A 15,192-nucleotide genomic window follows, 5' to 3' on the forward strand; every position below is an offset into this window, starting at 1 on the left:
AGTTATACTGCAATGCCAGGCCGATATTTATGTTGGAATATCGGAAGAGGTTTTTTGAAAGGCCTTTTCTATTTTTTCATCTGCTAGATCTTCTTCTTCAGCAGTGGATTGATGTTCGGTTTGAGTCTTTTCTGCATAGTCACTCAGTTCTAACTTAGCGTATATGGGAAAGTGATCGGAACCAATATCCGGCAAAACTCTTATTTCATTCAAGCTAAAATCATCACTGTGAAACAGATGATCCAAAGGCCATCTTAAAAATGAATATTGAGCATGAAAGGTGCTAAATCTACCTCTACCAATTCTAGGATCGAGAAGTCCACTTATTTTTCTAAACAATCTCGTACTTCTGGACCAGGCAACATCATTAAGATCGCCAAAAACGATGACAGGCGTAGTTAAGCTTTTTACACGTTTAGCGACCACCAAAAGTTCAGCATCTCTGTTGGTAGATTTTTTGGCTTCTGTAGGACTTGGAGGTTTCGGATGTAACGCAAAAAGCTTTATGTTTTGGTCATCGTCTAATTTAACATGAGCTTCAATAGAAGGAACATCTTCATTCAAGAAGTGATGTATTTGCACGTTTTGCAATTCAAATTTAGAATATAAGTGCATACCGTATAGATTATCCTGAGGTATTTTTACCGTATAAGGGTATTTTGACTCAATGGAATGCAGTGCTTTTTCCCACTTAGAATCACTTTCAACGGTGAGAAGAATATCGGGATTCTGCACCTCAATACGTTGTAATAATTTTTGATAATCCTGATTGGGAGTAAGCACATTACTTGCCATTAAACTTATACTTTTTGTAGAAGCTCCAGGAGTGGTTCTAATGACTTCTTTTTTAAACAAAAAACTATAGGGCAGTATTTTTTTTGAGTGAAAAAGAATCGCAAGCGAAATCATTACAATACCAATCCATTGATAGACATTACTAAAGTCAAAAAATAAAAAACCCAAGAATAGTCCAATGAGGCTAAGAAAAAGCAATTGAACTTTAGGAAAATCAAATAGCCTCACCATCCAATGATCTACCCTAAACAAAGTGACAAAGGCGAAAAAACACATCAGTATTTGATAGATGATGATGGCAGTTTCCATTTTACTTATCGTGTTTAGCGATGATCCATACAGCATGAACAATACCAGGAACAAAGCCAAGAATAGTGAGCAGAATGTTAAGCCAAAAAGCTCCTCTAATACCTACGGTTAAAAAAACACCTAAGGGTGGTAAAATAATGGCGAAAATAATTCTTAATATACTCATAGGTTAGGTTTAAGATTATAGGCGAATTTAAATAAATACACGATTATAAAAGAGTTATCGATGTAAATTCTGAATTATCTTACATAATCCGACGATAAAGTCTTTAAAAAAGCAATTAATGCTTGCTTTTCTTCAATCGACAAATTTAGGTTTTTTAAAATGGGAGAGTTTTTTGGCAAAGAACCTTTGTAGGTGCTTTTAATTCTTTTTTGAATAGGAGCTGGGTTACCAAGATTGTAATAGTCGACCACATCTTTGAGTTTAGGAAAATTACCATGATGCATCCAGGGTCCAGTTTCAGAAATTTCTCTAAGGGTAGGCGTTCTAAATTTTCCCAGGTCTGCACTATCTTTTGTGACTTCAAACAAACCTAGGTCTTGATGTTTGGTTCCAAACAGGGATTGTCCATCATTGTGGAATTTATTATCGCTGAAATAGGGTGAATTATGACAGCTTATGCAGTTAGCCTTAGTTCTGTAAACATGCAGTCCAAGCACTTCTTCATCGGTATAAGCAGATTGATCTCCTTTAATGAATTTATCAAATTTGCTTTCTCCACTCACCAGAGTTCTTTCAAAAGTAGCGATAGCCTTGTTAACCCGTTCTAAGGTAATTTCTGGAGACCCAAAAGCTTTATCAAAGGCTTTGATATAAGAATCGATATTAGAGATACTATCTAAGGCAATTTCTATGGCTTGGTTCATTTCCAGAGGATCTTCAATGGGGAATTTAGCTTGATGTTCAAGGCTTTTTGCTCTTCCATCCCAAAAGAGATCTTTTGCAAAAGCAATATTAACAAGGCTCATTGCATTTCTGTGACCTTCTCTACCATCGTGGCCAAGTGACCTTCGCTTTGGGTCCGTCCAAGCTTTAGCTGGATCGTGGCAGGAAGCACAAGCTACTTCTCCGCTTTTTGATAGCCGCTTATCAAAAAACAGGGTCTTACCTAGATTCTCCTTTTCTTTAGAGTAAGGGTTGTTTTCTGGAAAAACTACCTGAGGTAAACTACCGATGTCTTCAAATGTATTGATGTCTACACTTGGATCTAAAACAGGTTCTGGCCACTGACTTTGATCTCCGCTACCGTACAAGTTTCTCAATTGATCGTAAGAATAATAACTCTCCTTATTTCCTTCATTAGAAGAACTAAAAGCGAAAGTAAGTAGCCCTAAAATAATTAAACCTAAAGAGTATGATATATATTTTACAGTCATAAAGCTACTGGTGTTGCGCAATCGAAACCATTTAAAAGTGGAGGATCTTCATCAACTAATTCAGTATAAATGTAAAGAAATTTTTCTGCATTAGGATTACCATTAAGCTGACTTTCGTCAGTAATGATGCTTAAAATTATTTCCCAGCGATTATTAGCGGCATCGAAAGAATAGGTCCCAGTTCCGCATACTGGAATGTTAATAATCTGGTCATCAACAATAAATTCAAGATTTTGTATACTCACTTTCACACTGCCTTGAGTGTTACTTTCTGGAAAAAACTCTAAAGACTCTGTCTGTGTAAATGCCGGGGAAAAGACGGAAGCACCATCGTAAAAGCGTCTTAAATTGAAGGGATTGGTACCTATAATGTCTCCATTTGGATTCCTATTAATGTTCCTAAATCCAATTTTGTAGCGATGAAATCCATTGCCATTATCAAATTCACTTCCCGGCTCAACTTCCACGGGTCTTGTAAAGCTTTGAAAATCTCTCCATTCACATTCATTGCTAGAGGAATTAAAAATCCAAGCTTTTCCATAGGTTCTGTGGAAACGATCTGAGGCGTTATAAAACCTGGAGGCTGGATCGCCAGATCGTTCGGGCACTTCACCAGTTTTAAAGAATTGAACTAAATTTTGACCTCTAAGGAGTAAATTATCATCATTAACTGAATTTAATCTCACATTTAAATTTGTAGGCAAATTCTCAAAATCATCTTGTATCTCTAATCTGTATTTTAAGGTCTTGGCTGGGTATTGCAAAGGCTGTATCTGTAGATCAAAGTCAAAATTAAAGTTAAGCTCATCACTACAGGAAGACTGAATAAAATCTGAACTTAACCAATCTAATGTATTAACATCTTCAGAGTCAACAATTTGATCAAAAGAAATATCGATGTTATAGGATTCACCACTAACGCCTTGTATTTCTCTGTCTGTGCTTGAGAATTGATAGGTGACTGGATCAAAATCAGAAATAAGTAATTTGAAATTATCTAGCGGTTTCAACGTATTTGGGTATCCAATATTGATTTCAGGATCGCTAACTGAAGTGATTTGAAAATCAATAGAAGCATTCGAATTTAAGTTGGTAAGCCTTTGTTGGGGAACAATGTAAATTGTATCTGAAAGTTGATTTGTTTCAAATTTGAGCTGATTCGATCTGGTAAAAATCAAAACATTTGAAGCTTCAATGGCGTTAAAAGTTATGGAGTATTCTGCTTCAAGACTATTTTCGAGATTATTTACACTTAAAGTTACAGGAAGTTTTAGAGTATCCCTTTTCTTAAATTCAAACTCTTCGAGTTCAGGTTGATTAGAAACATCATTTGGAAATTGAATAGGTTGTCCGTTAGAGTCTGTCTTAAAGCTAAATCTTATAAAGGCACTATCCAAAATAGCATTGGAGTTGGTGTCATCTTCTGAGCAGGATATGCTAGAAATTAACAATAGCAATGATAATATGTAAACCCTACATCTAATAGCCTTCATTTTGAATCATATTTTGGTTGATAAGTATTGAACTTTCCGGAATAGGTAAAACAAACCTAGGATTGGGATAATCGAGTCGGCATAGGTTAATGGTGCATCCATCTTCTCTTATGATATCTTTGTTATTTCTTTTCAAATCAAAAAATAAGTGTCCTTCAAATGCGAGTTCCCTCCGTCGTTCCAATAAAATCTCATCAATTAAATCCTGACCGCTAATGCTGTTGAGTTCTGCATCTGGATTAGCCCTCAATTTTATGCGGTTGAGGTCGTTCAGGGCTTCATTTTCTCTTCCGGTTTTGGCAAAAGCTTCTGCTCTGTTCAAAAACATTTCAGATTGCCTTATAACTATGGCTCCATCCCGGTCTGAGAATTTTTGTGTAAAGGTAAATGGTAATTCTTCAGTACCAGAAGAAGTTTGAGTCGAAATAAAATAGGTTTTTAATAGTCCTGATGTTGATCTAATATCATCATTGGTGTAAAGCGATGAAAGATCATTTGAAGTCGAATAGCGTTTATTCTCAATAATATTGTCATCAGAATCAGTTATTACCTGAAAGTATGTTGATACAGAAGATCTTACTGTTCCATCATTTTGATCTATCGGAGGACCCAATTCTAAAAGAGCTTCGCTTATGGGATTGAAATCCAGCCATTGTGAAACCAGTAGATTTCTGGGAGTGAGATCCGGACCTTCTTCAATAACCTGGCTACTTAAACGTATAGAATTATCCCATTGTTGCATATACAAGTAGACTCGAGAAAGAAGAGCTTTTGTATTTAATTCATTAAAATAGAAAACTTCTGGTTGGTTGGCATTATCTGATGAATTTCCAAAAAAATCGATGGCCTGAAGATAATCTGCTTCTACTAGAGCGTAAGATTCTGCTACCGTTAAACGGGATGGGAAATCTTCACCTATTTGTAGGGGTTCAGTATTGTATACTATTCCTAGATGACTGGCATTGGAAGTAAAGTTATAAGGTTGAGTGTAGACTCTTAACAAATCGGCATGTAAAAAGGCACGCATGGCCAGGGCCTGAGCTTTAATGAGGTTTTTATCCGCTTCAGCTCCATCTATAGCGTCTATTCTGGATAAGATCAAATTTATAGCATTGATAATTTGGTAGGAATCCACATAAAAGCTTGCAAAATTACTATCAGACTCCTGTTCTTCAAACCGATAGGTAGCTTCAAAGCGCGGATCAATAGATTGGATGCCTTGATTATTTGGAGCAAACTTAACATTACCTGCCAAAGCATCGGCATAGATAAAGCGTAAACTCGAGTAAAGTTCTTCGAATTCGGTATAAGCTCCATTTAAGGCGTCGAAATGTCCTTCTAGGGTCGACAGCTGTTGATCGATTGATATCTGTTCAACGGGCTCTCTGTCTAGAAAATCATCACAGGACAGAAGTATAAAACAAATGCAAAATAGAATTCCTTTTTTCATATTCCTATATTGATTCCTGCTGTTATTGTTCTCATCTCTGGATATTGAAATCTTAATTCTGCGATTCCATTCCTGTCGCTTCTGCTTCCTTCTCTGTACCAATAACCAAGATTATCTGCATTGATAAAGATATTGGCAGTGTTGAGCTTTAAACTTTCGATGAGTTTATCGCCTAATTTATAGTTCAACCTCAAATTTTGAAATTTGACGTGGGTATTGTCATAAAGATATTTGGTAGAGTTGGGAATGATCGGCTGTCCGGGACCTGGTTTTGAATTTCTGGAAGTATCACCAGGCTCTTGCCAGTAATCCAATATATTGCTGATCATATTTCTATTGGTGACCTGTTGGTCTGTTCTTTCGAAATCTTGATCCACCAAAATATCTCCTCCAATATTGTAAACAAACCTTGCACTAAGAGACCATTGCTTAAATAATTGAAAATTAGCTTGTAAGCCACCGTAAATTTCAGGTAAACGGTCACCGATAACCTCCCAGTTGCTCGAATCAAAATTATTGCCTACATACTCTCCAGAATATAGTTGATTATCCACACGGTAGAGGTTTTGGCCGTTAGCTGGATCTATTCCAACCCATCTGTAGCCCCAGATCGCAGTTGTACTTTCACCAACTCTTAAAGCGGAAGCCCTCTGCGCTACAGAAAATTCTGAACTTAAATTTTCGATACTTAAAATGGTATTTTCATTTTTAGAGACATTAAAATTTAAATCAAACTTCAGCTGTTCTGTATTAATGATTTCAGAAGATAATGCCATTTCTAAGCCCTTGTTTTCCATACTTCCAGTATTGGCTTGTACAGTTGTAAATCCACTTTCGGGAACTGCATTAGTCGAGGAAATTATATTGGTGATTTTATCTCTATAAAATTCAACGGTAAATTTGAAACGCTTCAAAAAGTTGAAATCTATACCTGTGTTGAACTTAAAATTGCGTTCCCACCCCAAATCTGGATTAGGTGCGGTAGAGGGGAAGGTTGCTGAGCCAAAATTATAACCATTGTTAACTGAAGTAATATTTGTATTGTATAAACCACGAGCTCTATAACTTCCAATTCTCGAATTTCCTGAGGAGCCATAACTGATGCGGTATCTTAAAAAATCAATAGCATCTACGTCCATAAACTTTTCTTTGCTGAGGACCCAGCCAAAGCCTACAGCGCCATTATAGGCAGCATCAATATCGCCACCAAAAGCAGAACTTTTATCTTCCCTGAGACTCGTTGTTATAAAATAGGTTTTAAGATAATCGTAATTTAGTTGAGTAAAAAATGAAGACCTTGCATTCTCAGAGGTAAAGGCATTAATATTTACTTCAAAAGCATCCTCCAAACCATTGTTTTGGTTTTGAATGATATAACCGCTCCCCAGAAACCGTTCAACCTTAATGCGTTCTTCTCTGGCTTCAAACCCAAACATACCATCCACAGAATGGTCTCCAAATTGATTTTTGTAACTAATGATAGAGCTGAATTGATAGGTATTGACATTCCTATTCTGCACTAGCTTTCTGCCCCAATTAGGATATGTAACACCATCAACTTCAAAACTTCCAGATAATCTGCCAGTAGCATTATTTCCAGAGAAAAAATTATCCTGCTTTTTATCAGTTAGGTCTGCACCTATTATGGTGGAAACTGACCATTGCTCATTGATATCATAGCTTAAATTTAACGTGGTAAGAAAGCCTAAAGTTCTACTCTCAGATTTGTTTTGTTCCAAGACAGCCAGTGGGTTTCCAATAAGTCCTTCACCTATAATGGCAAAGTCACCATTCTCATCAAAGGGAGATATATTGGGAGGCAAAGGAAAACTAAACAATGTATTGGGATTATTCTTAATAACGTAAGATGGAATAAATCTCAAATTAGCTTCAAATTTTTGAGATGAATAGCCTAGACCTATAGAACCTCTGAAGTTTTCGTATCGATTTTCAATTTGTACTTCGTCATTATTCAGGTAAGACATATTTGCTCTATAGCCTAGCTCACCAATAGAGCCCGAAAAGTTGAGTTGTGATCTGGTAAAGACGCCTGTCTCATTGGTCAGATCAAACCAATCGGTATTGATCACGTCGGAGCCCGCTGAAACGTTGGCATCTTCTGGAGATTCTCCTGAGTTGATGAAATAATCTGTAAGAATCGAGTGGTATTGTGGACCACTTAAATATTGAATAGGATTGATGGGTTCTGAAAATCCAGCCTGTTGAGAAAAAGTAAGTGTAAAATCCTTTTTAGTTGCTTTTTTAGTCGTGATGAGGATAACTCCGTTGGCACCATCAGCACCATAAATACTCACCGCAGAAGCATCTTTCAGAATCGAAATGCTCTTGATGTCTTCCGGTGGTATTTTAGAAAGAGGGTTAAGGAATTGTTCTCCAAATCTTCCTCCACCATCAAACAATTGGTCATCAAAACCATTTTCTTCAGATAATATCACTCCATCCACAATGATAAGAGGTTGTGCAGAAGCATTAAGCAAATTTCCGTCTAAGGGACTAAAGGTACCTTGACCTCTAATATTGATTCTTGTTGAAGTACCTAACTGAGAATTGCCCTCTATTTGAAGTCCTGGTGCTAAGCCTTCTATCATTTTATCAATGGTCTCATAACTTTGGTCTACATTGAGATCTCTGTCATTAATTTGTGAAATGCTTCCAACAGCTTCTTCTTTTAATTTGGTAGTACCGTAAGATGTAGTAATAATGACTTCTTCTAGGTCATCTGTCTTAGGAACAAGGTAAACTTCAAAATTGCTTTTGTTTGTTAATTGAATAGTCTGAGTCTCATACCCTATATATTTGAAAACCAATTGCTGGTCACTTATAGGTTGACGTTTTACGGTATAGTTAAATCGCCCATTTAAATCGGTGACAGCGCCTGCTCTGGTTCCTTTTAAAATTATGTTAACGCCAGGAAGGGATAAGCTATCTTTGGCATTATAAACAACACCAGAGATATCTCTTCCGGTTTGCGAAAGAGATATCCAGCTGATGCTAAGTAATAAGCTTAAAGTAAGTAGTCTTACAAGTTTCAATTAATTTGAAATGATTTTGAATGTTTTCTGTTGTTCCCTATTATTTACAGATAGTAGTAAGGTTCCTTTAAAACTTGAGACGTCTACCGAGTTATTTTGAATAACTCCTTCAGCTACTAATTGACCACTAAGATTGAACAACGAATATTTAGATCCATTCAAATCTTTTGTGAATCTAACCGAGTCGCTTGTAGGATTTGGATATATTTTTAATTCAGATAGAGAATTCAAGTTTTGAATTGAGAGGGTATTAGGATCTAAAGAATACAATTCATTACCGGTAACACCTTCTTCTTCGGCTCTAAAGAAAATGCGATCATCGAAAACACCTAATTCAGATACACTGATGAAAAAATCATTAAGCTGTTCAACACTTGTTCCATCGGTTCTCCATAAATGGCTTTCATTGTCATTTCCATCCTCTGCAGAATAATATAAAAAACCATCGTAAATGACATAATCACTTGGATCATGATTCTCATTATCACCACTTATAAAACTCAATTGAGTGAGAGCATCTGTAGTAGGATTGTACTTCCATAGCTGGTCTCCATTGCCGTTATCTCCTTCAAAATACAATTCATTGTTCCATTCATAAAATTCCCGAACATTCGTTACGCCAGCATCGATTACTGTTTGTACTATTACTGTTCCATTTTCTGTACCATCAGTTTTCCATAAATCCGACTCTGCTTCAAAGTAAACCTCGTTATCCAATTTAGTAAATTCACTAATGCTGGACCCCCCAGTCCCTTGATCAATATCTTTTATGAGACTAAATTCTCCTGAATCTATATTATAAAAGTAAAGTTCTGCACCTACGTCTATGTTATCTGACTCCATATAAAGCAGCAAGCCTCCATCAAAATCGATGAAATTACCACCGATAACAGATTCTACTCCAGAGCCCAAAACTTCACCACCAGTAGTGCCATTATATGAAATGAGACGATTGGGTGTAAAATTTGAATCGAAGCCAACGTAGTATATATTATCGTAGGCGACTAATGGATTGAATAAACCAGAGAATTGGTCTGGATACAACTCAATAAGATTGACAGAGACACCATCAAAAGAAAACAAGTCGATGCCAGTTCTATTATCTCCATTGGCAGTGAAAAACAAAGTATTATTAAACACTACAAAATTTGATACTGAAGCATTTCCATCGGCGTTAACTTCTTCAACCAATTCAGCACCATTAGCTGTTGTAAACCTGAAAAGTTCACTTCCGGTAAAGCCATTGTTTGCTGTTAAGTAAAGTTCGCCCTCATAAATAGTAAGGTTTGCCGGATTTGAATTATCAACACCCGGATTGATGTCTTCCTCAAGCATAACTTGAGCGTTAAATGTTGAGGTGATCAACATTGAAAGTAAAAGTAAGTAAGTCTGTTTCATATTAATATTTTTTTACAAAAATAATTATTTGTAATTAATCCAAATAATAATAAAAGCTTTTATTTCGAAATTTTCATAAGCATCACATAATTAGGGTTATAGTGGTCGTCACTGATTTTGAAGTTATGCTTACCAACAATCTTAAACCGATTCTTCTTATAAAACTTAAGTCCTTTATCATTTTGAGTCCAGACGAACAGCCAAAGGGCTTTCTGCTGACGCTTTTTGGCAAGGTCTATATTATGCTGCAATAAAGCTTCACCCAGTCCTTTTCCGTAGAATTCTTTTAAGAGGTATAACCTTTCAAATTTAGCGACATTAGGATTGTTAATTAGAGAGTGGGGCTGATTCAGAATTAATTTAGTATATCCTGCAAGCTGAGATTTAAAATATACTTTGCTAAAATGCGTATAAGGGTCTTCTAATGCATCGGTGAGATTCTCAGTATTGAAATGAGATTGTATATAATCCTCTATATCTTTTGCTTTAGCACTATGTCCATGCGACTCAATAAAAGTTTGTCGGCTTAACTTAGATAACTTTTCAGCTTCAGTAGTATCAAATGCTTTGATCAGAATCGACATTTTCAATTTTTTTGCAAATTAAAGCAATCCTCTTCAGTTGCCCTTTATAATTAAAGTTGGATTATATTTGATTTTGAATCAGCAATATTCAATATTACGCCAATGAGATACCATCATATTCGAAACGCCACAGCAGTGATAGAAATAGGATCTGAAGCTATATTAATAGATCCTATGCTAGGAGAGCCTGGAACTATAGAAGCTTTTACCAAAGATCGCTTTCCTGCCATCAGGAATCCACTGGTAGAATTGCCTGCTAAAGCTTACGACTTATTGAAAAAAGTCACACACGTGTTAATTACTCATCAGCATGCAGACCATCTGGATGAGGCTGGGGTCAACTTCCTTAAAGACAATCAACTTCCTATCACGTGTAGTCGGTTGGATGCTGAAGATTTGAAATCCAAAGGTCTCAATGTGGCCCGGGAGCTCGACTATAATTCAACTCAGGCTTTTCTTGGTGGAACTATAAAAGGAACTCCTGCCCAACACGGGTATGGAGAGGTGGCTAAATATATGGGTAATGTAATGGGCTTTTATATTCAATTGCCTAATGAGCCAAGTTTATACTTAGCATCAGACACGATTTTAACCGATGAGGTGGCAGAGATTCTGGTCAATAATGCACCCGAGATTAGTGTGATTCCCTGTGGTTCTGCTCAATTGGATGCTTATGAACCTATATTGATGACAGTAGAGGATATTATGCGGTTTACGAATTTAAATTTTGGCGTTACGATTTGTAATCATCTTGAAGCTTTAAACCATTGCCCAACCAAGAGAAATAATTTAAAAGAAAAATTTAAGGAACAAAAATTAAGTAATAAGGTTTGGATTCCAGAGGATGGGGAGTCCAAAACATTTAAAACTACTTGACTATGAAAAATATATATCTAGGCCTTGTTTTCATGTTTTTTTCTTTCTTAGGATCTTCACAAACGGAAATTGAAGGAGATTGGACAGGTGAATTGTCCTATGGAGGAAGCAAATTGGATTTAAATTTTATGATTTATCAAGATCAGGGGCAATATAAATCTACATTGAGCGTCCCTGCTCAGTCTTTGATGGATTATCAAGCTACAAATACAAGCTTAGTCGATTCTTTACTTACTATCGAAATCAAGCCATTAGGAATTAGATATCAAGGAAAATGGTCTAAAACAGATACCATTGCTGGTAATTTCAATCAAAATGGCATGTCACTTAAATTAAATCTAATAAGAGGAAATACCAAATTAAAACGCCCTCAGGAACCACTTCCACCTTATCCTTACAAAGTTGAGCAAGTTACTTTCCAAAATAAAGAAGCGGGTATCAATCTTTCAGGGACCTTAACTTTACCAAATAAAAAAGGAAGTTATCCAGCGGTTATCCTAATAAGTGGCAGCGGCCCTCAGGATAGAAATAGCTATATCATGGGGCATAAACCTTTTTTGCTTTTAGCGCATGAGCTTACTCAAAATGGGATAGCTGTGTTGAGGTTCGATGAACGTGGCGTAGGCCGCTCTGATGGCGATTTCCAAAAAGCTACGCTTGAAGATTTTGTACAAGATACAAGGTCAGGACTGCAATATTTACAAAGCAGAGAAGAGATCAACCCAAAAAACATTGGACTGTTAGGCCATAGCCTCGGTGGTATTATTGCACCTCGACTTGCTACTACTGAAGACATTGCTTTTTTAGTTTTACTTGCAGCTCCTGGAGTTGATGGTGATCAACTTATGCTAAAGCAAAGAGCAGACTTCCTGAAGTTAAGAGGGATGACACCCGTTCAGATTGAAAAATCTAACGAAATGTATTCTGCAACATACGATTACATTTTATCTACAGATGCCGTAGGAGAGGAGCTAGAGGCTGAATTGATGCAATTCTATAAAGATAATTATGCCGATGTGATGATGGAAAAGGAATTAATGGCGCTGGTAGAACAGCTTACGACCAACGAGTTGCTTGGTTTGATCAGGAATAAACCGTCTAGCTATTTATCCATGGTGAAATGTCCAGTTTTAGCTATTGGGGGAAGTCTTGATTTTCAGGTCTCTTCCACTGAAAACTTGGAAGCCTTAAAATTAGGGCTTGAAAGCGGAGGGAATACACAAGTAGAGGTTCACGAATTTAAAGGCTTAAATCACCTTTTACAAGATAGTGATACAGGAGATATTTCAGAATATGGAGTGATAGAGCAAACGATGTCGCCTGAGGTCTTAGAGGTGATTAAAGAGTGGTTGTTGAGTTTGATTTCAAAATAAGAATACCCCAAATTCAGTAATAATTAAAATTAAATCATAATTGAATATTAACGCATTTACAATTTAAGAGATTAGCTTTTAAAGTCTAAAATATTAGAGATCAGTTTAATAGTATTTACAAGCACTATTAAATTCAGAAAAACTTGTTTGGGCAAGTATTAAATCTTAAAAATTTAAATATTTTTTATATAGATTTGATAAAAATTTTTTAACAATGAAATTGAAATATTTATCCATTGCACTAATTGGTTTTATCCTAATATTAAATGTTTCCTGTGCAGCTGATACTGAAACACATGAAGTTACTACTCCTGTTTTAGATTTAAAAGCCGTAGGCCCTCTATTTGAAGGTTCCAACACCTCCACGGCAACTTGGGAATTTTCATTAAATGATCTTTTTCCACAAGTTGAAGGAGACATTGTTGTGGATAAAGCTAGAATAACCTCTATTACAGTAAAACCTCGTGCGGATATGGATTTTCCTAAAGTAGGTAAAATGGTTATGGAGATGAAATCTAAATATACCAGTATGACAAGAATTGGATTACTGGAAAGCAATATACAGACAGATAAAAGCTATGATCTTCAAATTGCAGGAAAGCAAGAAGAATTAGAAACAGCTTTTGAAGATGAGAGAATCACTTTCGTAGGAGACTTTGATATGCTACAGGAAGACTTTTATGATGATGTTGTGTTCGACCTACAAGTGACTTTTGAAGTAGAAACTCTTAAATAATTTAATACAAATACTTATGAATACTAGACTTTTTTTAATTGCATTCTGTTTAATAAGCTACATAGGATTTTCTCAGGACGCAGAAGCTATTGTTGGTGTATGGGAACCTGGACACGGAAAAGCTAAGGTGAAAATCAATAAAATTGATGATAAATTTTATGGTAAAATAGTTTGGCTTAAAGAACCAATCGATCCTAGTACTGGAGAAGCCAAGTTAGATAAGAATAACCCTGATGAAAGTATGCAAAATGTTCCTTTAAGAGGATATCGTATTCTAAAGGATTTTCAATACATGGGAGATGGTGTATGGGAAGAAGGAACCATTTATGATCCAGAAAGTGGAACCACTTATAGCTGTGTAATTACCATGAAAGATGAAAACACCTTAGATATACGTGGTTATGTAGGTGTAAAAACTTTTGGAAGAACTGATACCTGGAGAAGATTAACCCGAAAAAAATAACATTGATAAAAACAGCTATCTACTCCTTATAAGATGGCTGTTTTTTTAGCTTTTAATGCTACGAACATGAAAAATTACTACTGTTTACTACTTACACTTATTTTTTTAAATTCTTATTCAATTCAAGCTCAGGAAGACGAAGAAGATTATAGCATATACGATGATTACGAGTTGGAGGATGACACGCCGATCAAACGCTATGCAAGTCCCAAAATTTCAGGAATGAGTCCTCAGAAATTTATCGGTGTAAGTTTTGATGCGCAGATGCCTTATAAATATGAATTTTCTGAAGTAACTTTTCCTCAAACACAGAATAATGGTTTTGATGTGGATGAAGATAATCCTGAAATAAACGAAACTGGGAAGGCCAAGTTTACAGGTGGTTTTAGGTTTAGCAGTAATATTCCAATTATCTCAAAGAGTAGTTTCGTATGGCAATCTGGAATCAATTACATGGATACCCGCTATAACATCAATGAAAATTTAAATTCACCAAGAAGTCCAATAACATTGCCAGATGGTTCTGAAGCAAGAAGTTTAGGGCGAATTTTAAACGAAGATGGCCTTAGAAATATCAATTGGACCAACACTTTTTTCTTTCCTCTTAACGAAAAAGATTTTATAGTATTTCAAGGGCAGATGGATCTTAGTGGGAACTATGGGTTAGACGAATTTCAATCGCTTAGTACAATACGTTACAGTGCAGCTGCAGTTTACGGCAGGCGTGTTAATGATTATTACCGCTGGGGAGTAGGGGTATCCAGAACCTATAGAGTTGGTAACTTAAATTACGTTCCCGTAGTGATGTTCGACTGGACCTCAGACAATCGCAAATGGGGAACAGAAATACTTTTTCCAGCTCGAGCCTATGTTCGTTACAACATCAATCAAAACTCACTGTTATTGGCAGGCTTCGATCTGGAAGGACAAAGCTATAGAATAGATGATTACTCGATCAACGGTAATTCTTATGAAATCAGAAGGGGAGAAGTAAGACCTAAACTTGAATTTCAAACTCGAATTTCAGGATATATTTGGGCAACGGTACAAGCAGGCTATAGAATGGACTGGTCTTATGATGCTGATGAGCTTGATGGAGAAGGAGACTTCTTTAGAGGATTCTTTGGAGACCAGGATTTTGGGATGATCAACAATTTAGAAAACCCATTATTCTTTAATGTAGGATTGAATTTCGTGAGTCAATAGACTGATTTCAAACAAATTTTGAAAGCTGATTTCACTCCTGAAATCAGCTTTTTTTACTTGTATTATAAATATGTCG

General features: G+C 36.1%; 13 protein-coding genes. 5 read left to right on the top strand and 8 right to left on the bottom strand.

What is annotated here, in order from left to right:
- Positions 1-27 precede the first annotated feature (27 nt).
- The 8 genes from F598_RS14530 to F598_RS0108360 form a co-directional block, all read right to left on the bottom strand.
- Positions 28-1,104, bottom strand: coding sequence for an endonuclease/exonuclease/phosphatase family protein (locus F598_RS14530; RefSeq protein WP_157594979.1), 1,077 nt, complete (start codon positions 1,102-1,104; stop codon positions 28-30).
- A gap of 1 nt (position 1,105) precedes the next feature.
- Complete coding sequence (locus F598_RS15090) at positions 1,106-1,270, bottom strand: YqaE/Pmp3 family membrane protein (protein ID WP_019038587.1); 165 nt, start codon at positions 1,268-1,270, stop codon at positions 1,106-1,108.
- A 74-nt stretch (positions 1,271-1,344) separates the two neighbouring features.
- Entirely contained in the window at positions 1,345-2,484 is a 1,140-nt protein-coding gene (locus F598_RS0108335; protein ID WP_019038588.1) for a cytochrome-c peroxidase, read from the bottom strand.
- A complete protein-coding gene (locus tag F598_RS0108340; RefSeq protein ID WP_051080727.1) occupies positions 2,481-3,977 on the bottom strand; it encodes a hypothetical protein in 1,497 nt (498 codons plus the stop codon). The genes F598_RS0108335 and F598_RS0108340 overlap by 4 nt, the downstream gene beginning before the upstream one ends.
- A complete protein-coding gene (locus F598_RS0108345; RefSeq protein WP_019038590.1) occupies positions 3,964-5,427 on the bottom strand; it encodes a RagB/SusD family nutrient uptake outer membrane protein in 1,464 nt (487 codons plus the stop codon). The genes F598_RS0108340 and F598_RS0108345 overlap by 14 nt, the downstream gene beginning before the upstream one ends.
- Entirely contained in the window at positions 5,424-8,480 is a 3,057-nt protein-coding gene (locus F598_RS0108350) for a SusC/RagA family TonB-linked outer membrane protein (RefSeq protein ID WP_019038591.1), read from the bottom strand. Before F598_RS0108350 ends, F598_RS0108345 begins: the two co-directional genes overlap by 4 nt.
- Positions 8,481-9,878, bottom strand: coding sequence for a T9SS type A sorting domain-containing protein (locus F598_RS0108355; RefSeq protein ID WP_019038592.1), 1,398 nt, complete (start codon positions 9,876-9,878; stop codon positions 8,481-8,483).
- A gap of 59 nt (positions 9,879-9,937) precedes the next feature.
- Positions 9,938-10,462 carry a GNAT family N-acetyltransferase gene (locus tag F598_RS0108360; RefSeq protein WP_019038593.1) on the bottom strand — a complete coding sequence of 175 codons (525 nt, stop codon included), beginning with the start codon at positions 10,460-10,462 and terminating at the stop codon, positions 9,938-9,940.
- A 102-nt stretch (positions 10,463-10,564) separates the two neighbouring features.
- Between F598_RS0108360 and F598_RS0108365 the strand changes: the two genes are divergently transcribed.
- The 5 genes from F598_RS0108365 (at position 10,565) to F598_RS0108385 (ending at position 15,116) form a co-directional block, all read left to right on the top strand.
- Entirely contained in the window at positions 10,565-11,338 is a 774-nt protein-coding gene (locus F598_RS0108365; protein WP_019038594.1) for an MBL fold metallo-hydrolase, read from the top strand.
- Positions 11,339-11,340: 2 nt separating this feature from the next.
- Positions 11,341-12,711: an alpha/beta hydrolase family protein gene (locus tag F598_RS0108370; RefSeq protein ID WP_019038595.1), complete on the top strand. Its 1,371-nt coding sequence runs from the start codon at positions 11,341-11,343 to the stop codon at positions 12,709-12,711.
- A 214-nt stretch (positions 12,712-12,925) separates the two neighbouring features.
- The gene (locus F598_RS0108375) at positions 12,926-13,447 is read left to right on the top strand and encodes a hypothetical protein (RefSeq protein ID WP_019038596.1); all 522 of its coding nucleotides are present in this window, start codon (positions 12,926-12,928) and stop codon (positions 13,445-13,447) included.
- A gap of 16 nt (positions 13,448-13,463) precedes the next feature.
- Positions 13,464-13,910: a DUF2147 domain-containing protein gene (locus tag F598_RS0108380; protein WP_019038597.1), complete on the top strand. Its 447-nt coding sequence runs from the start codon at positions 13,464-13,466 to the stop codon at positions 13,908-13,910.
- Positions 13,911-13,976: 66 nt separating this feature from the next.
- Positions 13,977-15,116 carry a DUF6268 family outer membrane beta-barrel protein gene (locus F598_RS0108385; RefSeq protein WP_026302603.1) on the top strand — a complete coding sequence of 380 codons (1,140 nt, stop codon included), beginning with the start codon at positions 13,977-13,979 and terminating at the stop codon, positions 15,114-15,116.
- Positions 15,117-15,192 lie beyond the last annotated feature (76 nt).

This window comes from Psychroflexus tropicus DSM 15496, from assembly GCF_000378765.1.
Lineage (GTDB): Bacteria > Bacteroidota > Bacteroidia > Flavobacteriales > Flavobacteriaceae > Psychroflexus > Psychroflexus tropicus.